We start from the raw sequence: 18,832 nt of genomic DNA, 5'->3' as shown, positions 1-18,832 counted from the left end.
TGGGCTTTTAATTTAATAACGTCTTCATAACATTTAAAAAAGTTGAGTGTTTATCATCTAAAGTATCGCTTCTCTTAAGAGTAAAGAAGCCTTGGATAGGTATTGGTTAAAGAAAATTCACTTGAAAATTGCTGTTTTATAAATTAGTTTTCAGAAACATTAAATGAAATTAGATTGATATACCTTGTTGATAAATGCAAATAAGGTGGTTTTTTTCAAGGATATAGTAGTGAATATAGATACTTATGTTGAAATTAAAAATGGCAAGGAAAACGATATCAACGTTAAATATCGTGGCCTAATTCAAAAATTAACAGCAACATTGTCATTGACGCTCTTGTCATTTGGATGGTGCTCCACCGTAAATGCTGCACAACAACAAATTGCTTTAGTAGGAACATGGACATCAATTCCTAATGCACCGCTTGCGCAAAAACCAAAACAAGCCAGTGAAGGTTTGTACCAGCTTCAAGTGAATAAGGATGGAACTTTAACTCCTGTTAAAGTGCTGAAAATGAAAAGTCCTTCTTGGATTGTGAAATCGAAAGATGGTCGTTTTGCATATACCACTAATGAAGAAAACGAAGGTGCGGTGACTGCATTATCTATTCAAAACGGAAAGGTGGAAGTGTTGAACACTGTGGATAGTCATGGTGGACATCCAACACATGCAACAATCAGTTTAGATGGTAAGTTCCTGTTTGTATCGAACTATTCTGCATTCGATAAAGGCCGTGGTGGTGTGGCTGTTTTGCCAATTTTACCAAATGGCCATTTGGGTGAAAAAGTACAAAATATAGTTTTTGAGGAAGGTTCTGGCCACGTTAAAGGTCGCCAAGAAAGTGGTCATGCTCATTCGACAACTTTCAGTCCAGATGGTAAGTATTTATATGCTAGCGATCTTGGAAATGACAAAGTCTATACATTTCATTATAACCCAAATAAGGCTCAGCCACTTGAAGCGGATACTAACCGCGATGTAACTTTTACGCATGGTTCTGGCCCGCGTCATATGGTCTTTTCACCAAATGGCAAACATGCGTATGTTACCGCAGAAATGCGAAGTGAAATTGTGACATTTAACGTGCAAGATGGTCATTTGAAAAAAGTGGCTGAGCTAAAACTAATCCACGAGGACAAAACACCTGAATTTAAGAGTGCGAGTGGAATTATCCTTAGCCCAAATGGTAAATATGTGATTGCTGCCAATCGAGGTGCAGACAACAAACTTTTAGTATTTAAAATCCAACAGAATGGATTGCTAGCTAAGCCAGTTGCTTATAAAGCGAATGGTATTGAACCACGTGCCTTCTCATTTGATGCATCTGGTAAATATCTATATGTAACCAATGTTTATAGTAACAATATTAGTTTATTCCGTTTTGATGCAAAAAATGGCACCTTAAAACCAGCTGGCGATGCAGCAAAAATATCAACACCTACGGATATTAAATTCTTTAATTAATCCAAAACATGAAACAGGCATGTCTAATGCTTAATACAAAAGACCGAGATTTTTTGATCTCGGTTTTTTATAGCAGTTTTGGCAAAAACGATGATTTTCCGTATGATATGGACAGCAATAATTAGTGTAGTGAAATGATGAAAAAGATTTTATTGATTGCAATGAGTTTGCTCTTTGTGGGTTGTTCAGAAAAGAAACCATTAACACCAGAAGAGCAGTGGCATGGCTTTTGTACTAGCGTAGGAAATGCTGCAAGAAGTATTGTTTTTGATCGTCAGCAAGCAATTGAAAAAACGCAGGCAGTTGAGCATGCAAATAAGATTGAAGATGAGATAACTAAAAAATTCATTCTTAATGTTATTGAAAAAGTTTATGCAATTCCAAAAGAAGAACTGACAAAAGATCCCCAAGCAATCCAAGAAAAAGTTAGAAAGCAAATGATGAATGAATGTTTGGCAACCCCTCATGACAAAATGCCAAAATATAAATCATTCTAATTGTGGATGAGGTTATTGAATTTTCATCTGGCTGAAGCTCTTTTTGCTTAAAAATAGCTCAATTTTACCCAATATGCTCATTATTTGAACATAGGTATTTAGATACAAAATAATGGGCATCACGGAGAAACACCCCGCGCTCATTAACTTTTACCTTGAACTCTAGTAAACTTTTGTAGTCCATATTACTTGTGAAGCTTTTAAGAAAGCTGGAATTTGCAAGTAATTTTTCAAAAAAAGAGGAATGAACACCGTGCTAGAAGCTTACCGCCAACACGTTGAAGAACGTGCCGCACTCGGAGTCCCACCGAAGCCACTTGATGACGCTCAAACAGCTCAGCTTGTTGAACTATTAAAAAATCCACCAGCAGGCGAAGAAGCGTTCTTGGTAGATTTGCTTGAAAACCGTGTTCCTGCAGGTGTTGACCAAGCAGCTTACGTAAAGGCAGCATTCTTGGCAGCGATTGCAAAAGGCGAAGCAACTTCACCACTCGTTTCTAAAGAACGTGCAGTTTACTTACTTGGTACTATGCTAGGTGGTTATAACGTAGCACCACTTGTTGAGCTTCTTGACAATGCTGAACTTGCAGGCTTAGCTGCTGAGGCATTAAAGAAAACTCTTCTTGTATTTGATGCATTCCATGATGTAGCAGATAAAGCAAAAGCTGGTAATGAAGCTGCTAAAGCTGTTTTACAATCTTGGGCTGAAGCAGAATGGTTCACTAGCCGTCCTGACGTTCCAGAAGAAATCAAAATCACTGTGTTCAAAGTAACTGGTGAAACAAACACTGATGACTTGTCTCCAGCTCAAGATGCTTGGAGCCGTCCAGACATTCCATTACACGCAAATGCAATGTTGAAAAACGAGCGTGATGGTATCAACCCTGAAAAACCAGGTGAAGTTGGTCCATTAAGCCAAATTAAAGAACTTATCGCGAAAGGCAATCAAGTTGCTTACGTAGGTGACGTTGTTGGTACAGGTTCAAGCCGTAAGTCTGCAACTAACTCTGTTCTTTGGTTCTTTGGTGATGAACTTCCACACATTCCAAACAAAAAAGACGGTGGTGTGTGCTTAGGTTCTAAGATCGCTCCAATTTTCTTCAATACTATGGAAGATGCAGGTGCATTACCTGTAGAAATCGACGTTGCTAACATGAACATGGGCGACGAAGTAGTATTGAAAATTGACCATGCTGCTGCAAAAGTAACTGCCTTTAAAGATGGCGTACAAATCTCTGAAGCAGATCTTAAAACTCCAGTACTTTTAGACGAAGTACGTGCGGGTGGTCGTATTAACTTGATTATTGGTCGTGGTTTAACTGCTAAAGCACGTGAAGAACTAGGTCTTGCACCTTCTACATTGTTCCGTACTCCAGTACAACCTGCTGACACTGGCAAAGGCTTCACACAAGCTCAAAAAATGGTTGGCCGCGCATGTGGTTTACCAGAAGGTCAAGGTATCCGTCCAGGAACTTACTGTGAACCTAAGATGACAACTGTTGGTTCTCAAGATACAACAGGTCCAATGACTCGTGACGAGTTAAAAGACTTAGCATGCTTGGGCTTCTCATCTGACTTGGTAATGCAGTCTTTCTGTCACACTGCTGCGTATCCAAAACCAGTTGACGTAACAACTCACCATACATTACCTGACTTCATCATGAACCGTGGTGGTGTATCTTTACGTCCAGGTGACGGTATTATCCACTCTTGGTTAAACCGTATGTTACTTCCAGATACAGTAGGTACTGGTGGTGACTCACATACTCGTTTCCCAATCGGTATTTCATTCCCAGCGGGTTCTGGTCTTGTTGCGTTCGCAGCAGCAACTGGTGTTATGCCACTTGATATGCCTGAATCTGTACTTGTTAAATTCAAAGGTAAAATGCAACCTGGTATCACTTTACGTGACCTTGTACATGCAATTCCTTACTACGCAATTCAAGCGGGTGATTTAACTGTAGAGAAGAAAGGTAAGAAAAATATCTTCTCTGGTCGTATCCTTGAGATCGATTTATCAGAAATGGAAAATGACTTGACTGTTGAGCAAGCATTCGAACTTTCTGATGCGTCAGCTGAACGTTCTGCTGCTGGCTGTTCAATTACACTTTCTGAAGAGAAAGTTGCTGAATACCTACGTTCTAACATCACGATGTTGAAGTGGATGATCGCAGAAGGTTATGGCGATGCACGTACACTTGCGCGTCGTGCTGAAAACATGCAGAAGTGGTTAGATAACCCAAGCTTGTTAAAAGCTGATGCTGATGCAGAATACCTAAAAGTTTACGAAATCGATCTAGCTGACATCAAAGAACCAATTCTTTGTTGCCCGAACGATCCAGATGACGCGAAACTTCTTTCTGACGTTCAAGGCGACAAGATTGATGAAGTATTCATCGGTTCTTGTATGACGAACATCGGTCACTTCCGTGCAGCTGGTCAGTTACTTGACAAAGTACCTGGTGGTTCATTGTCTACTCGTTTATGGTTGGCTCCACCAACTCGTATGGACGAGCACCAATTAATGGAAGAAGGCTTGTATAACATCTATGGCCGTGCTGGTGCACGTACAGAGATGCCGGGCTGTTCATTATGTATGGGTAACCAAGCACGTGTAGCGCCGAACACAACTTGTGTATCAACTTCTACTCGTAACTTCCCGAACCGTTTAGGTCAAGGCGCAAACGTTTACTTAGCGTCTGCTGAGCTTGCATCTGTAGCTGCGGTTCTTGGTAAATTACCAAGCCCAGAAGAATATCAACAGTACGCTTCACAAATCGACAGTGCTTCTGCTGACATCTACAAATACTTAAACTTCGACAAGATGAGCGAATATACTAAAGAAGCTGATCAAGTTGATACTAAGAAAATCCAAGCTGCTCAATTGACTTAATACGTCGATTTAGTACAAAAAAGGAGCTGATTATTCAGCTCCTTTTTATTTTAAATGAGACTTTGTACATTATTAGACTTAGAAAATAATAAATAGATCAAATTTTATTTAATGAAAATGTAAAAATAAATATTACTCTAGATATTAAATTGATTTTTGTTTTAGAATATTTGAACGAACTTGAAAATAATTAAAAAAAATATGAGTATTTTATATAGGGAACTTAAGAATGCTAAAGACAATTGTTGAATTTAAATTTGATGATTATCAATTATATGACCAAAAAACTTATGCTGATGAAGGTGGTATTTTAGTTCAAAAAACTGAAGATATTGCACAATATATTTTTAGTATATTAAAGAATAGATATCATTTAAATGTAGAGTTATATAGTGAAAGCTGGGGGTGGGAAATTGAGATTCCCTTAGCTGAAATAACAATGTATCTCGGAATTAGTGTTTATGAAGAATATAGTAATGGATTCGCAATTTTTATTTCTCCAAATACTCCGATTTTAAGAAAATTTCTATTTAGAAAAATTGATATTACTCATCATATTATGGTGTTGCAAAATTATATAAATATTATCTTAAAATCGCATCCAGGCATCTATGATGTGATGTGGTGGGAAGAGAATGAATTTCGATGTGTAGCCACGAATTGATGAAAAAAATTAAGGCTCAAATATTGGGGTAAGTAAAACAAAAATTGTTAGAGACGATATTGGTGAATAGAGGCTATGAGCTTACTATATCTACAATATTAAGTGGTCAGATCAATATGCATAATTTAGCTTGGAAGGGATTACGTAAGTTTTTTTATAATAATCTTCATAACCATGACTATGAAACGACGGTAAGTAAATGCATTAACTATTTTTTAGTTATTTTAATTATTGGTAACGTTGCTGCTGTTTTATTGGAAACAGTAAATGATTTGTACTCAAATTATCGTATTTGGTTTGACTACTTTGAGAATATTTCAATCGCAATTTTTAGTATTGAGTATTTATTAAGGTTGTGGAGTGTTGCAGATCGAGATACGACACAATCCGCATGGAAAACTCGCTTGAATTGGATGAAAAGTGGGGAAGCAACTATTGATTTGATGGCAATTTTGCCAGCTTACCTGAATTTCTTTGTACGAATCGATCTTCGTATGCTTCGGATTTTACGTCTACTTCGTTTATTAAAATTAACACGCTATTTCATCTCACTACAGATATTGTTATGTGTGATTAAACGCGAGAAGGGATCTTTTCAAGCAGTTATCTTTATTTTAATTATCATGATTATTATGACTGCTTCTGGAATTTATGTGGTTGAAAACAAAGCTCAGCCAGAAGCTTTTAGTTCAATACCTAAATCTATGTGGTGGGCAGTGGTTACCTTAACTACAGTGGGGTATGGCGATGTCACTCCTGTAACTAGCCTAGGAAAGTTATTAGGGGCGCTTATTACTATTTTAGGTGTGGGTATTGCAGCATTGCCTGCCGGTATTTTGGCGTCTGGACTTGCAAATGAGCTTAATCAACGGAATCAGAGACTAGAGCAAGAGTTTCGTGAGCTACTTCAAGCACGAGGTATTGATATTTTACATGATGAAGTTGAAATTGAGCGGGTCCGTCAAAAAGTAGGATTGCCAAAAGAGCAAGCGCATAACCTGATTATTCAAATTATGCGTGAAAAAGTATTAGAGGAAGAAGAGTCCGTCCGAGAGAAAAAATGTTATTGCCCACACTGTGGTGGAAAGCTAACTGATTAGAAGTAATAAGTTAGCCTTTTTTTTAATTAAGCTTTTTTGCTGGCTTTTTCTACTGCAAATGCGATAAGTAAAATAACCAGACCGCCAAGGCTTAAAACAAAACCTACCCAGATTGGAGCGATCCAACCCATTTGGTGACTGAGTACCCAGCCCCCTAAAAATGCACCTAATGCATTGGCCATATTAAATGCAGAGTGGTTGAGTGAGGCAGCTAAAGTTTGGGCATCACCTGCGACATCCATTAGACGAGTTTGTAATGCTCCACCTAACCCCATTACCGTGAGACCAATTAAAAATAAAGATGCGATGGCAGTATAGATATTACTCATTAAAAAACTAGCGACAACAAAAGCGATAGCTGAGCTAATTAATACACCTACTATAGTTTTGTTGAGGTTCTTATCTGCAAGCCATCCTGCCGCTAAGCCACCAATAACCATACCTATACCCCAGATAGCTAAAGCGATAGGAACGATTTGGATATTAACTTGTGTGTATTCAGTCAAAATTGGTGAGACATAGCTATAAACTGAAAACATGCCTCCAAAACCGATTGCACCCACTGCTAGTGTTAACCACATATTGATATTTTTAAGGCCAGCTAATTCAGTTTTTATACTGGCAGTAGCTTGAACTGGGATATTGGGTACAAAGAAGCCAACAGCAATTAAAGTGACGAAAGCAATAGTTGCTGAAAACTCAAAACCTGCTCTCCAGCCAAAGTTTTGACCTAACCAAGTTGCTAAAGGAACACCAATGACAGTTGCGACTGTAAGCCCCATCATCATTTGGGCGACTGCAGAAGCTCTTCTTGACGGACCCGCTAGTTCAGCTGCAACTAACGCACCGACTCCAAAATATGCTCCGTGTGGTAAACCTGCAATGAAACGTGAGATTAAAACAGTTTCAGGTGTATGAGCTAAAGCAGTACAGGCATTCGCAACACCATAAAACAGCATTAAGCCGAGCAATAAAGTTTTTCTAGGTACTTTGGCTCCGAGAATAGCGATGATAGGAGCACCAATAACTACACCCAATGCATAAGCACTAATAAAGTGACCAGCTTCAGGTACTGTAATATTTAAATTATTTGCAATTTCCTGAATCAGTCCCATTGCGACGAATTCAGTGGTTCCAATACAAAAACCACCTACAGCGAGTGAGAAAATTGCTAAAAAGAGAGAGTAATGTTGAGGTGTGGAAAGAGGAGATTGCAGGGACGCCATAATAAGTTAAGGGAAGACTCAAAAAGAGAAGTATAAGGGAAAAGAGAACAGAATAATAAAAAACTAAAATATTGAGAGAAAGATTACGTATTTCTTTTTAAAGTAAAATTAAATTTATTAATGATAATAAGAATTATTTTTATTTGTGTATACTGTATCCGCTTATATTTTGTCTGAAATTTTTAACTTTGCGTATAACAGGATTTTGTAATAATGAATAGATTTCTAATGACGTCACTTGCATTGATATGTACAACAGGCTTTGCTCATGAACCTTATGTAGCTCCTGTAGCTTATAAAACTGAACAGACTCAAGTACCCGTAATTGCTGGTTATGCGGAAGAAGCATTAAATAGTGAATATGCTTTAAAGGATGCTAAGCTTACTGTAATTACACCTAAAAATGAGCTTAAAACCATCAATTCAGAAGCCCTGCATAAGTCTGCTACTGTTTTTGATGTAGATCTACCTGAAGAAGGCACATACATTGTTCAAACTCAGGCAAGTTATCCTTTGAAATATGTATACGACCAAAAAGCATGGCATTTATTTTTTGATATGCCAGCTGATAAAGCTCCACCGAAAGCAGAACGTGAATATTTGATTCCGACTGACCTTAAAACAAAAACAATTAAAACAGAACAAGTAACACGTGAGTGGATATTGCAGAGTTATCTTTCTAAAGGAAAAGTTTCAGATATTCAACTTCCGAATACACCGATTAAAGTTAGTTTCTCTGTACATCCTAACCAGATTAAAGCTGTTCAACCTGTTAAATTAACCATAACTGAAAAAGGACATCCTTTAGCTTATGCTGAAGTGAATTTAAGAGAAAAGGGTGCAACTGACAAGCAAGCGCAGCAGTTTAAGGCGGGAGGCAACGGTCAAGTCGAACTTACGTTTCCAAAAGTTGGAGAGTACCTAGTAGAAGTAACAGCTCCTCTAAATTTGAAATTAAAACCTAAAGATCAGAGCTATACGATTATTAGCTTAAATGTTTTAGCGCAATAGTTTTTAGTGTTTTAAAAAATAGGTCTTTATTAGGCCTATTTTTAGTTTTCATATTCTTACTCATTAAAAAAACTTTATTAAAACGTTTAATTTCACTTTAGTTTCAGAGGAAACAAAAATTCATTGCAAGTAAAAGATAATGAAATAAAATTCATGTTGAGACAAACTAACTAATTTTATGTTAAAGTGAATAAAATTCATTAATAAAGATTTGTCGAAAGTTTTATGGAAAAGCAAAGATGAGCTTTAACCATTTATAGATAAATCTGTTTTTTAGGCTTGGGCCCATGTTAGAAATACGCCACCTTAAAACTTTAGTTGCTTTACGTGAGCATGGTTCATTAGTTTCCGCAGCTAATGACCTTTGTTTGACGCCATCTGCTATTTCCCATCAATTAAAAGAATTAGATCATTGGTACGGGGTGGAAGTAGTTAATCGTCGAAGTAGACCTGTTAGTTTTTCTAATGTTGGACAGCGCTTATTAAAATTGGCTGATGATGTTTTACCACAAATCCAGATTACACATAGTGATATCACACGCATTGTGCATGGACAGACAGGTAGAATTATTTTTTCATCGGAATGCCATAGTTGCTTTGACTGGTTAATGCCTTTATTAAATCAGTATCGCCAGCAATATCCTGACGTCGATTTAGACTTTGCTTCGGGTTTTGAAGCCAATCCGCATGAACTCTTACAAAATGCAGAATTTGATTTACTGATTACAGCTGATCCAATTGCGTTAAAAGGAATTGAGTATTTTCCGATTTTTGAATATGAGTCACGGTTAGTCTTATCAAATACTCACCCTTTGGTGCGGGCTGAAAATATTACAGTTCAAGAGTTGGCCGAAGAAGTTTTAATTACTTATCCGGTTGATAAGCACCGTTTAGATATTATGTCTAAACTTTTCATCCCCGCGAATATTCAGCCTAAACAAATACGGACAACAGATTTAACTCAAATGCTTATTCAACTCGTTGCAAGTGGACGAGGTATTGCTGCTTTACCTGATTGGGTAGTCAATGAATATGAACAAAAGGGATGGGTTACTAGTCGTCGTTTAGATTGTGTTTCTCCTACAGGTTTAAGACGAACTTTATATGCAGGCTACCGAACTGAAGAAAAAGAGAAAAGTTATTTTGAAGGCTTTTTAAAGCAGTTGGAAAAGTTCTCTTTAAAACGAAACGCCTATTACTCTGGCTAAAAAATAATTTAGCCTAAGTCTTAAAAAGGTGCTTTATTGCACCTTTTTCATGTTGATTTTTTATTTGCCAATAAATAAAGAGAGTAAGCCTGCTGCAATTAGAGGACCGACTGGTACACCACGGAGTAAGGCGACGCCAGCAACTGTACCAATGAATAAACCTGCAACCACGTCAGGTTGGCTCGACATTAGTTTTACTCCGCGACCACCTAGCCAGGCGACTAACAGGCCAATTGCGATAGCCATAATAGACTTAACACTAATAAAGGATTTTAAAATACTCTCTCCACTGAGTTTCCCACTGGCAATTGGAGTGAGTACGCCAATGGTTAAAATAAGAATTCCTAAATTAAGACCATGAGCTTGAATATAAGGGAAAAACTCATTTAATGGTGTGATTTTAACGACAATCAACACACCTGCTGCAATAGTTACAGCTGCATTTTGACTTAATAAGCCGCAGACAAGCAGAACGAGTAGAACAATTAAATTAACATCAAATTGGGCAAGCATGGCGAGCGGAGGGCATTATAAATAAATGGAATTGTATAATATTTAAGAGTTGGAATGTGAAAGCTTTAAAAGATACAGCTGATTTCGGCTCTTCTTAATTAAAAATTGAGTGTATATCTCTCAATGATAAGGAGTTTTAATTTTTAGTTACGCATGGACACAATGTTATATAAATTAACAAGTTAAAAATTATCGCATTTAAAAATAATGATATAAAAATAATCATTACTCATGAGTACGGGATATTTTTATGGACATTATAGATATCAAGATCAAAGATCAGTTTGATAAGATTCATGATGCAAAAGCACAACTAAAGAAAAATTTAGTGGAACATGAAAATGAATCTTTAAAACTAAGCCAACGAATTGAGCATATTATTGTTGATAATGAAATTATTTTGCCTACTACAGAATTATTATTTGAAAGCGAACAGAACGAAAATATTTATCGAGTCGTTGAAGAGTAAGGGTGCGAGCTAGTTCAAGTAGATGAAAACAGTAGCGAGTAGTGTTTAGTAAAAAATGGAAACTACGTTAAAATTACAGCTTAGTTCTAATGAGAAAACTTCATGCTGCTGGAAAAAATTTTACAATCACAAGGGTTTGGTTCTCGTAAATATTGTCAGCAGTTAATAAAAAACGGATCTGTAAGTGTTGATGGAGAGGTTGCATATGATCTCAAAAAGCAATTCTCTCCAGAAAATTTAGAATTTTCTCTTTTCGGGGAAACTTATCGATATCGAGAAAAAGTTTATCTTGCGCTAAAAAAACCGAAAGATTTTGAATGTTCACACCAACCTCACCATCATCAAAGCGTATTTAGCCTTTTACCGGAAATCATGATTCAACGTGGTGTGCAAGCCATTGGCCGTCTAGATCAAGATACAACTGGCTTACTTTTGCTTACCGATGATGGTAAATATCTTCAAGCTTTAACTCATCCCCGTAAGCATGTTCCAAAGGTTTATCATGTTACGACCATAGATCCGGTTACACCTGAGCAAATTGAAATGCTGAGCCAAGGTGTGAGCCTACATCAGGAAAAAGGTGTTTTCGCTGCAACGGATGTAGCGATATTAGAAACGCATCAATTAACCATGACGATTCATCAAGGTGTTTATCATCAAGTAAAAAGAATGATTGCAGCTGTGGGAAATAAAGTAGAAGCATTACATCGCCATCAAGTCGGGCAATTGGTTTTACCTGAACTTGAAGATGGTGAATGGGTTTATTTATCTGAACAACAAAAACAGCTTGCTCAAAATATCATTTGAGAAAACAATGGAAGGTTTGGAACTCACTATCTCGAATAAATCCCATTTGTTCATATAAGCGATGAGATTCATGATTGTTGCTTTGAGTTTCCAAACTAATCCGCAAAGCATTTTCTTGCTTTGCAAATAAGATTGCTGTATCGATTAGCTGTTTAGCAGAACCTTGACGACGAAAAACGGGCGTAACATATACATCATCTAAAATATAGTAAGTTGAACAAGCAACTGAAGAAAAACCTAAATAGAGTAAAATAAAACCCGTAATTTTATCGTCTTTAATATGAATGAAGAACACACTTTCTCTATTCTCAAAACGTTGTTTTAGGAAGTGAAGTGATTCATTAAAATTAGAAGAGGCCCCATAAAATTGGCGATATTCATCAAATAAAACGGCGAGTTGCTCTAAATCTTCAAAAGTCGCTCGTCTAACGATCATTTGGCACTCCTTGTAACTTATCATTATGTTTTTACAAAGAGAGCATAACGAAAAAAAGAGCTTTTTGACGTTAAAACTTGTTTATAAATGCAACAGTGTTAAGTTTTGTCGCTTTCACCAAGAAGTGCATTCAACTCTTCAAATAAATCTTCATGGTCATCATCTTCAGCTAAAGTTGATGAATTTTGGTTTAATGAAGATGCTTTTGCTTTTCTCAGTTTTAATAATTGTTCCATATTAATATTCTGATTTTCGATCGCAAAAGGAATAGATTTAGTTAATACGACCTGTTTAAAAAAAAGTCGTACTGCTTGGGCAGGGGTAATTCCCAGTTGTTTAAAAACAGCAAAAGCCTGCTTTTTTTCTTGGGAGTCAAGTCGAACCTGATAAACTTCTGTTTTTCGCATGAATAACAAAACCAAATGATTTTAATTTTTAGGAATTTATTTTAAACCATCGCAATGTAATTTCAATGCTTTTTGGCATAAAAAATAATCTTTTTGTCATTACGGTTACATTACAGTGTCAATTCAAACTCGGAATTAAAAGACATTCCCTCTTTTGTGAGGGGGTCTGTAAATGAAATATGCTTAGCCAGAAGCTGTAATGGTTCCGAGAAGTCATCCTCAGCTTTGTGCTGAACTGCTGGATAAAATGGATCATTTTTAATCGGAATTTCTAAGTAATTAAGATGCACTCGAAGTTGGTGCTGTTTCCCCGTTGTAGGGGTTAAGCGATATTTTGCCCAAATCTGGTTATGCTCGATAAGCTCAATATCAGTCTGGGTATTGGCTTTCGCATTTTCTATAACCTGCATCGTATAAAAAGGATGGCCTTTATCTAAATGCAAATATAATGTTTGAGGAAAATTTAAATCTTTTTTATAAGGTGCAATAGCGTGATAAATTTTATTGACTCGGCGCTCTGCAAATAATTGTTGATAAATACCACGCGACTCAACCCGCTTGCAAAATAGAACAACACCCGCGGTTTCGCGGTCTAAGCGATGAATAGGGGTTAAAAATTCATTGCCAGTTTGTTTTTTTAGCCGCACTAAAAGAGTTTCTTGAACATATTGTCCTGTCGGGCTAATTGTTAAAAAATGTGGTTTATCGACCACTAATAAATCATCATTCTCAAATAAAATCCGATGTTCAAATGGAACGTGGACTTCATAAGCAAGAAAGCGATAATAAAAAATATGGGTGTTGCCGACATACGGACTGGTTAAAGTTAATTTATCCCCATTTGCTGCATATATAAGGCCGTCCTGAAATCTTTGTTCCCATTCTTCAGTTTTAATATGTGGAAAGTGACCACAGAGATACTCATAAATCGTTTGAGCATCTGTTTGTACAGGAAGATAGACTTGACTCGCACTTACTCCATCAATCATGGGCGGTAGAAATTCGTTTGGACTAGACATAAAAAAGTGTGAATATTTAAGAAAATTGATATAAAAAAAGCCAACTTCTAGGGCTTAAGTAGGCTTTTAAGGCAGGGCAATGTTATCATATCGATTATTTTGAATCATGTTATGTGTGCTATGTCGTATTCATTGAAATTGGTCTTAAATCATGAAGAAGATACTGAGCGTTTAGCTCAAGCTTTGGCGCAGCATGTTCAGTCGGGTGTAATTTATTTAATTGGGGACCTAGGTGCGGGTAAAACCACACTTACGCGCTATTTCTTACAGGCTTTGGGTCATAAAGGTTCTGTTAAAAGCCCAACTTATACGCTTGTTGAGCCGTATAAAATTAATGATAAAGAAATTTTTCATTTTGATTTATATCGTTTGAATGACCCCTACGAACTTGAATTAATGGGAATCCGTGATTATTTAGATATCACAGATGCGTTATTTCTATTTGAATGGCCTTCTAAAGGTGGTGATGAAATTCCACAAGCGGATATCATCATTGACATTCAGAAGTCAGATGATGAGTTGACTCGTTTAGTAATGTTAACTTTACCAACAGAAAATTTGTATCAGACTTTGCAGGAACAGCTTCATGACTGATGAAAAGCTAACACAACGTCGTATTCATACATTAGACGCAGCGTTAGCGAACCAGATTGCAGCAGGTGAGGTGATTGAGCGTCCTTCTTCTGTGGTCAAAGAATTATTAGAAAACTCAATTGATGCAGGTGCAACTGAGCTGATTGTACGGATTGCTCAAGGTGGTTCGACTTTAATCGAAATCATTGATAATGGGCATGGTATTCATCCGGATGATTTAGCGCTTGCTGTCATGCGTCATGCCACAAGTAAGATTAAAACTGCTGAAGATTTACATGCGATTGTGAGTTTGGGATTCCGTGGGGAAGCCTTAGCTTCGATTGCTGCTGTCTCAAGATTGACTTTGACCAGTAGCCAAGATGAAAGTGGTATCGGCCATCAAGTTGAAGTAAATGGAACAGCATTTGATCATCAAGAGGTACAAGCTGTTGCAGCGCAAAAGGGTACCCATATTCGAGTTCAAGACTTATTTTTTAATGTTCCTGCTCGCCGTAAATTCTTAAAAAAGCCAACTACAGAATTTGGTCATATTGAAGAGATTGTTCGTCGTCTAGCCCTAACACATTTCGATATACGTTTTGTGCTTGAACATAATGATAATATAAGAATTAATTTACCTATAGCGGATAGCGGAGAGCTACGTTTTCAGCGAGTTCAGCAATTATTAGGCTCACAATTTGTTCAAAATGCATATTGGATTGATGCTGAAAGTATTAGTATGCGTTTATCAGGTTGGCTTGGTCATCCTTCAGATGCACGTGCACAGGCTGATATGCAATATGTCTATGTAAATGGTCGTATTGTCAAAGATAAAACGATTTCGCATGCGCTACGCATGGCCTATGACGGTATTTTACATGGTCATCAACATTCATCTTATTTACTTTTTTTAGAAGTTGACCCTGAAAATATTGATGTCAATGTCCATCCTACTAAACATGAGATTCGATTTTTAAATCAAAGAGAAGTGCATGAGTTTGTAAGACATTATGCAAAAGAAACTCTCGCACAATTTCAGACAGCGAGTGCTGATCTAGCTCAAGCGATGAAAGCGGATGAAAGCTCAGATTATTCAGTACAACCTCAGCCCAAATATCAAGAGCAATTTTCATTGCACCGTGCAAATGAAACTTTAAATTCTGACAGTGAAGCACGAACTCAGCCTGCACCGACAGAATTATTAACTGATTTTAACGCTAGTCGTCCGCAAGCTGTTCACTATGCAGATCAAACACCAAAATATAATGGTTCTGCTCAACTAAATAATGCTTTAAAAACTTATTTAGCCCCACTTCGCGACCAACCTACTAGTTTTTCGGTAAATGAGGATATTGAGCCAGTTGCTAAAGTAGATGAATTTCCATTAGGTATCGCAATTGCTCAACTGCATGGAATTTATATTTTAGCGCAGAATACCGAAGGGCTTATTATTGTTGATATGCATGCGGCACATGAACGTATTTTATTACAGCAAATGAAAAACGCTTGGGATAAACCTGAATTTTGGACATCTCAGCAATTGCTTATACCTAAGGTGATTTCCATTAGCCGTATGCAAGCCGTTAGGGTCGAAGAATTAAAACCTCAGCTTGAGCGCTTAGGTTTGGAAATTGATTTATATGGTGATGAGCAAGTTATTGTTCGCGGTGTGCCAGCTATATTACAAAAAGCTGATTTTGAAAATCTTATTCCAGAGCTTTTAAATGATTTAGATCCAAATGATGAAGCACAAGGATTACTTCAAAAAAGAGATGAGTTGTTAGCTGGAATGGCATGTCATGGAGCAGTACGTGCACATCGACAACTCAGTCTTTCAGAAATGAATGCTTTACTTCGTCAAATGGAACAAACCGAATTTGCGAGCCAATGTAACCATGGGCGGCCAACTTGGCGTGCATTTCCATTACCTCAATTAGATAAATTATTTGCTCGAGGAGAGTAGTTTTACATGTCAAATCAATTGCCCGTCATCAATTTAATGGGACCAACTGCGAGCGGAAAAACCGCTTTGGCATGTGAATTATACGAGCGTGGAAATTTTGAGCTAATTTCTGTTGATTCCGCTCTTGTCTATAAAGATATGGATATCGGCACGGCTAAACCAACTCGTGAAGAGCAAGAACTCTATCCTCATCATCTTATTGATATTATTACTCCTCTGGAAGTCTATTCAGCTGCTCAGTTTGTTGAAGATGCATGTAAATTGATTGATGAAATGCATTCACGTGGCAAAACTCCTATTTTAGTAGGAGGGACAATGTTATATTTTAAGGCATTGTTAGAAGGATTATCTGGTAATCTACCAAGTGCTGATGCTCAAGTTCGAGCTGCAATTGAAGAAAAAGCTCTAAATGAAGGATGGCAAGCAGTTTATGATGAGTTGGTTTCTGTAGACCCTGCTGCCGCTATAAAGTTTAATGTAACTGATAAGCAAAGAATTATTCGGGCACTGGAAGTTTATAAAATTACCGGTGAACCAATTACTAAATTGCAGGCAGAACAACCAAAAAACGTACCATATCGATACATATTTCATAACTACGCTTTACTTCCAGATCGGGTAGAATTACATCAACGCATTGAGCAAAGATTAAGCAAAATGTGGGATATCGGTTTTTTGAGTGAAGTTGAAGCTCTAATTGAAAAATACGATTTAGATGAAAATTTACCCTCAGTGCGTTCGGTGGGTTATCGACAAGCACTAGAATTTCTATTAAAAAGTGATCTAAGTCTCAAAAGTAAACGTGAAATGGAGGATAAAGCTTTATTTGCAACACGACAACTTGCCAAACGTCAATATACGTGGTTACGTTCTTTGCAAGAAATACACGATTTTAAAACTTACTTGACGATAAAGCAGGCGAAAGAAGACTTGCGAAACTCTTATGGATAAAGCAAAATTTGCACACTGTCTTTTTATAATTTTTAGTTGAAAAATAAAGATAGTTTTTTTGCGCTGATTTAAAAATTTTTTTTGGAGTTAAAAATGTCTAAAGGTCAAACTTTACAAGATCCGTTCTTAAATTCTCTCCGTAAAGAACGTATCCCTGTTTCTATTTTCCTTGTGAACGGTATTAAATTACAGGGTCATATTGAATCTTTTGACCAATATGTTGTTTTATTAAAAAATACTGTAAGTCAAATGGTTTACAAACACGCGATTTCAACTGTTGTTCCAGCACGTAACCCTCGTCCAGCAGGCGCTCAAGGTACAGGCTTCCCAGCACAAGGCGGCACTCAAGGCGGTTTTGGTGGTCAAGGTAGCGGCTTTGGCGGCGGTCAAGGCGGTGGCTTCGGTGGCGCTCAAGGTGGCTTCGGTGGCGCTCAAGGTGGCTTCGGTGGTCAAGGTGGCTTCGGTGGTCAAGGTGGCTTTGGTGGTCAAGGTGGCTTCGGTGGTCAAGGTGGCTTCGGTGGTCAAGGTGGTTTCGGTGGTCATCAAGGTGGTTTTGACAACGATTCTAAATTTGAAGATGGTCAAGACGACGAAAATAATCGTTAATTGAAATCTTAAAAAGAAACCAGTCAGACAATGACTGGTTTTTTTATGTGTATTTAAAAGTTGATTCAGAATATTTAACTGGTCATGGAGAATGATTTGCCATGATGACTAATTTTATTTAAATAAATAGGGCTTTAATGAATGCTATTAATATTAGCTGCTGCTTTTAGCAGCGTCTTGGTATCTATCCTATTAAAAAATTTAAAGAGAAAAGGTTATCAACCACTACAAATGATTGCATGGAACTATGTAAGCGCAAGTCTTTTTTGTTTTTGGTGGTTTCAGCCTGATATTCAACATGTTTCAATACAACATACGCCTTGGTGGTTAATCTTTGCTTTAGGAATAATTTTACCTAGTATTTTTTTATGTCTTGCTAAATCATTAGAGTATGCAGGAATTGTGAGAACCGAACTTGCACAGCGTCTTTCAGTTGTTCTTTCTTTACTTGCGGCATATTTCTTTTTTCATGAACAATTTAATACCTTAAAACTGTGGGGTGTAGGCCTAGGGATTTCTGCGGTCTTACTCGTATTATTTGGGCAAATCAATTCTTCAGCAAATCACCAATCTCGAAAAGCGATCTTTGCTCTTTTAAGTGTATGGTGTGGTTATGCAGCAGTAGATATTCTCTTGAAATATACAAGTAGTTTAGGTCTGCAGTTTGCACTCACTTTAAATCTTATTTTTATTACTGCTTTTATATTGTCGATTTCATATTTATTGCTACAGAAGACTCAAAAGTGGCAGTTTAAAAGTACGATAGCTGGATTAATATTAGGAATACTCAATTTTTCAAATATTGCTTTATATGTAAAAGCTCATATTCTTTTAAAAGATTCTCCTGCAATTGTTTTTGCAAGCATGAATATTCTTGTTGTGTTATTGGGAATTTTAAGCGGAGTGATTTTATATAAAGAAAAATTAAAATGGCCTACCATTTTGGGGATTCTTTTAGGAATAAGTGGAGTAGTTTGTTTAGCTAGCGCAATGGCTTGATAGTTCAAGAGAATAGAATCTCTTG

Annotated in this window: 19 protein-coding genes; 14 read left to right on the top strand and 5 right to left on the bottom strand. The window is 37.1% G+C overall.

All coding sequences use genetic code 11. The features are described 5' to 3' along the window. The first annotated feature begins 229 nt into the window (after positions 1-229). From MKL51_RS16795 to MKL51_RS16775, 5 genes are all read left to right on the top strand, one after another. Entirely contained in the window at positions 230-1,465 is a 1,236-nt protein-coding gene (locus tag MKL51_RS16795) for a lactonase family protein (protein WP_002119597.1), read from the top strand. A gap of 134 nt (positions 1,466-1,599) precedes the next feature. After that, positions 1,600-1,962, top strand: a complete 363-nt coding sequence (locus tag MKL51_RS16790) for a hypothetical protein (protein ID WP_005073636.1) — start codon at positions 1,600-1,602, stop codon at positions 1,960-1,962. A 253-nt stretch (positions 1,963-2,215) separates the two neighbouring features. After that, positions 2,216-4,855, top strand: a complete 2,640-nt coding sequence (locus tag MKL51_RS16785; RefSeq protein WP_005068571.1) for a bifunctional aconitate hydratase 2/2-methylisocitrate dehydratase — start codon at positions 2,216-2,218, stop codon at positions 4,853-4,855. A gap of 229 nt (positions 4,856-5,084) precedes the next feature. Beyond that, complete coding sequence (locus MKL51_RS16780; RefSeq protein WP_005068573.1) at positions 5,085-5,519, top strand: hypothetical protein; 435 nt, start codon at positions 5,085-5,087, stop codon at positions 5,517-5,519. Between the two features lie 116 nt (positions 5,520-5,635). After that, the gene (locus MKL51_RS16775) at positions 5,636-6,619 is read left to right on the top strand and encodes an ion transporter (RefSeq protein ID WP_032005444.1); all 984 of its coding nucleotides are present in this window, start codon (positions 5,636-5,638) and stop codon (positions 6,617-6,619) included. A gap of 26 nt (positions 6,620-6,645) precedes the next feature. On the opposite strand, the gene MKL51_RS16770 is transcribed toward MKL51_RS16775, so the two are convergent. Then, entirely contained in the window at positions 6,646-7,845 is a 1,200-nt protein-coding gene (locus MKL51_RS16770) for an MFS transporter (RefSeq protein WP_032005446.1), read from the bottom strand. A 213-nt stretch (positions 7,846-8,058) separates the two neighbouring features. Here MKL51_RS16770 and MKL51_RS16765 point away from each other — a divergent pair, with 213 nt between their 5' ends. Together MKL51_RS16765 and MKL51_RS16760 are read left to right on the top strand one after the other, a co-directional pair. Next, the gene (locus MKL51_RS16765) at positions 8,059-8,856 is read left to right on the top strand and encodes a DUF4198 domain-containing protein (RefSeq protein WP_032005499.1); all 798 of its coding nucleotides are present in this window, start codon (positions 8,059-8,061) and stop codon (positions 8,854-8,856) included. 287 nt (positions 8,857-9,143) lie between these two features. Beyond that, positions 9,144-10,064, top strand: a complete 921-nt coding sequence (locus tag MKL51_RS16760; protein ID WP_002122195.1) for a LysR family transcriptional regulator — start codon at positions 9,144-9,146, stop codon at positions 10,062-10,064. A 60-nt stretch (positions 10,065-10,124) separates the two neighbouring features. On the opposite strand, the gene MKL51_RS16755 is transcribed toward MKL51_RS16760, so the two are convergent. Continuing rightward, entirely contained in the window at positions 10,125-10,577 is a 453-nt protein-coding gene (locus MKL51_RS16755) for a DUF441 domain-containing protein (RefSeq protein WP_270904364.1), read from the bottom strand. Positions 10,578-10,827: 250 nt separating this feature from the next. Here MKL51_RS16755 and MKL51_RS16750 point away from each other — a divergent pair, with 250 nt between their 5' ends. Together MKL51_RS16750 and MKL51_RS16745 are read left to right on the top strand one after the other, a co-directional pair. Beyond that, positions 10,828-11,046 (top strand): hypothetical protein, encoded by a 219-nt coding sequence (locus tag MKL51_RS16750; protein WP_002122273.1) that lies wholly within the window; start codon positions 10,828-10,830, stop codon positions 11,044-11,046. A gap of 102 nt (positions 11,047-11,148) precedes the next feature. Next, positions 11,149-11,853: a pseudouridine synthase gene (locus tag MKL51_RS16745; RefSeq protein WP_270904363.1), complete on the top strand. Its 705-nt coding sequence runs from the start codon at positions 11,149-11,151 to the stop codon at positions 11,851-11,853. Here the strand turns inward: MKL51_RS16745 and MKL51_RS16740 are convergent. The 3 genes from MKL51_RS16740 to MKL51_RS16730 form a co-directional block, all read right to left on the bottom strand. After that, complete coding sequence (locus MKL51_RS16740) at positions 11,846-12,289, bottom strand: GNAT family N-acetyltransferase (protein WP_002122286.1); 444 nt, start codon at positions 12,287-12,289, stop codon at positions 11,846-11,848. The two genes, MKL51_RS16745 and MKL51_RS16740, sit on opposite strands and share 8 nt — an antisense overlap. 98 nt (positions 12,290-12,387) lie before the next feature. After that, positions 12,388-12,696 (bottom strand): type II toxin-antitoxin system RelB/DinJ family antitoxin, encoded by a 309-nt coding sequence (locus MKL51_RS16735; RefSeq protein WP_002122138.1) that lies wholly within the window; start codon positions 12,694-12,696, stop codon positions 12,388-12,390. Between the two features lie 110 nt (positions 12,697-12,806). Further along, positions 12,807-13,715 carry a pseudouridine synthase gene (locus MKL51_RS16730; RefSeq protein WP_032005509.1) on the bottom strand — a complete coding sequence of 303 codons (909 nt, stop codon included), beginning with the start codon at positions 13,713-13,715 and terminating at the stop codon, positions 12,807-12,809. A 120-nt stretch (positions 13,716-13,835) separates the two neighbouring features. Here MKL51_RS16730 and tsaE point away from each other — a divergent pair, with 120 nt between their 5' ends. The 5 genes from tsaE to MKL51_RS16705 all read left to right on the top strand — a co-directional run bounded on the left by tsaE (position 13,836) and on the right by MKL51_RS16705 (position 18,807). Then, entirely contained in the window at positions 13,836-14,309 is a 474-nt protein-coding gene (tsaE, locus tag MKL51_RS16725; protein WP_032005511.1) for a tRNA (adenosine(37)-N6)-threonylcarbamoyltransferase complex ATPase subunit type 1 TsaE, read from the top strand. After that, entirely contained in the window at positions 14,302-16,251 is a 1,950-nt protein-coding gene (mutL, locus tag MKL51_RS16720; protein ID WP_032005513.1) for a DNA mismatch repair endonuclease MutL, read from the top strand. The genes tsaE and mutL overlap by 8 nt, the downstream gene beginning before the upstream one ends. 6 nt (positions 16,252-16,257) lie before the next feature. After that, positions 16,258-17,202, top strand: coding sequence for a tRNA (adenosine(37)-N6)-dimethylallyltransferase MiaA (gene miaA, locus MKL51_RS16715; RefSeq protein ID WP_032005515.1), 945 nt, complete (start codon positions 16,258-16,260; stop codon positions 17,200-17,202). 93 nt (positions 17,203-17,295) lie between these two features. After that, complete coding sequence (hfq, locus tag MKL51_RS16710) at positions 17,296-17,808, top strand: RNA chaperone Hfq (RefSeq protein ID WP_002122267.1); 513 nt, start codon at positions 17,296-17,298, stop codon at positions 17,806-17,808. Positions 17,809-17,949: 141 nt separating this feature from the next. Beyond that, positions 17,950-18,807 (top strand): DMT family transporter, encoded by an 858-nt coding sequence (locus tag MKL51_RS16705; protein ID WP_032005517.1) that lies wholly within the window; start codon positions 17,950-17,952, stop codon positions 18,805-18,807. Positions 18,808-18,832 lie beyond the last annotated feature (25 nt).

Source organism: Acinetobacter sp. AOR18_HL (genome assembly GCF_027855145.1).
Classification (GTDB): domain Bacteria; phylum Pseudomonadota; class Gammaproteobacteria; order Pseudomonadales; family Moraxellaceae; genus Acinetobacter; species Acinetobacter pittii.
Note: the sequence above shows the minus strand (reverse complement) of the source record. Positions and strands in the feature narration are given on the sequence as shown.

Coding starts and splice junctions, on each gene's coding strand:
- MKL51_RS16790 (WP_005073636.1), top strand. CDS start 1,600: ATGATGAAAAAGATTTTATTGATTGCAATGAGTTTGCTCTTTGTGGGT.
- MKL51_RS16780 (WP_005068573.1), top strand. CDS start 5,085: ATGCTAAAGACAATTGTTGAATTTAAATTTGATGATTATCAATTATAT.
- MKL51_RS16775 (WP_032005444.1), top strand. CDS start 5,636: ATGCATAATTTAGCTTGGAAGGGATTACGTAAGTTTTTTTATAATAAT.
- MKL51_RS16770 (WP_032005446.1), bottom strand. CDS start 7,845: ATGGCGTCCCTGCAATCTCCTCTTTCCACACCTCAACATTACTCTCTC.
- MKL51_RS16765 (WP_032005499.1), top strand. CDS start 8,059: ATGAATAGATTTCTAATGACGTCACTTGCATTGATATGTACAACAGGC.
- MKL51_RS16760 (WP_002122195.1), top strand. CDS start 9,144: ATGTTAGAAATACGCCACCTTAAAACTTTAGTTGCTTTACGTGAGCAT.
- MKL51_RS16755 (WP_270904364.1), bottom strand. CDS start 10,577: ATGCTTGCCCAATTTGATGTTAATTTAATTGTTCTACTCGTTCTGCTT.
- MKL51_RS16750 (WP_002122273.1), top strand. CDS start 10,828: ATGGACATTATAGATATCAAGATCAAAGATCAGTTTGATAAGATTCAT.
- MKL51_RS16745 (WP_270904363.1), top strand. CDS start 11,149: ATGCTGCTGGAAAAAATTTTACAATCACAAGGGTTTGGTTCTCGTAAA.
- MKL51_RS16740 (WP_002122286.1), bottom strand. CDS start 12,289: ATGATCGTTAGACGAGCGACTTTTGAAGATTTAGAGCAACTCGCCGTT.
- MKL51_RS16735 (WP_002122138.1), bottom strand. CDS start 12,696: ATGCGAAAAACAGAAGTTTATCAGGTTCGACTTGACTCCCAAGAAAAA.
- MKL51_RS16730 (WP_032005509.1), bottom strand. CDS start 13,715: ATGTCTAGTCCAAACGAATTTCTACCGCCCATGATTGATGGAGTAAGT.
- tsaE (WP_032005511.1), top strand. CDS start 13,836: ATGTCGTATTCATTGAAATTGGTCTTAAATCATGAAGAAGATACTGAG.
- mutL (WP_032005513.1), top strand. CDS start 14,302: ATGACTGATGAAAAGCTAACACAACGTCGTATTCATACATTAGACGCA.
- miaA (WP_032005515.1), top strand. CDS start 16,258: ATGTCAAATCAATTGCCCGTCATCAATTTAATGGGACCAACTGCGAGC.
- hfq (WP_002122267.1), top strand. CDS start 17,296: ATGTCTAAAGGTCAAACTTTACAAGATCCGTTCTTAAATTCTCTCCGT.
- MKL51_RS16705 (WP_032005517.1), top strand. CDS start 17,950: ATGCTATTAATATTAGCTGCTGCTTTTAGCAGCGTCTTGGTATCTATC.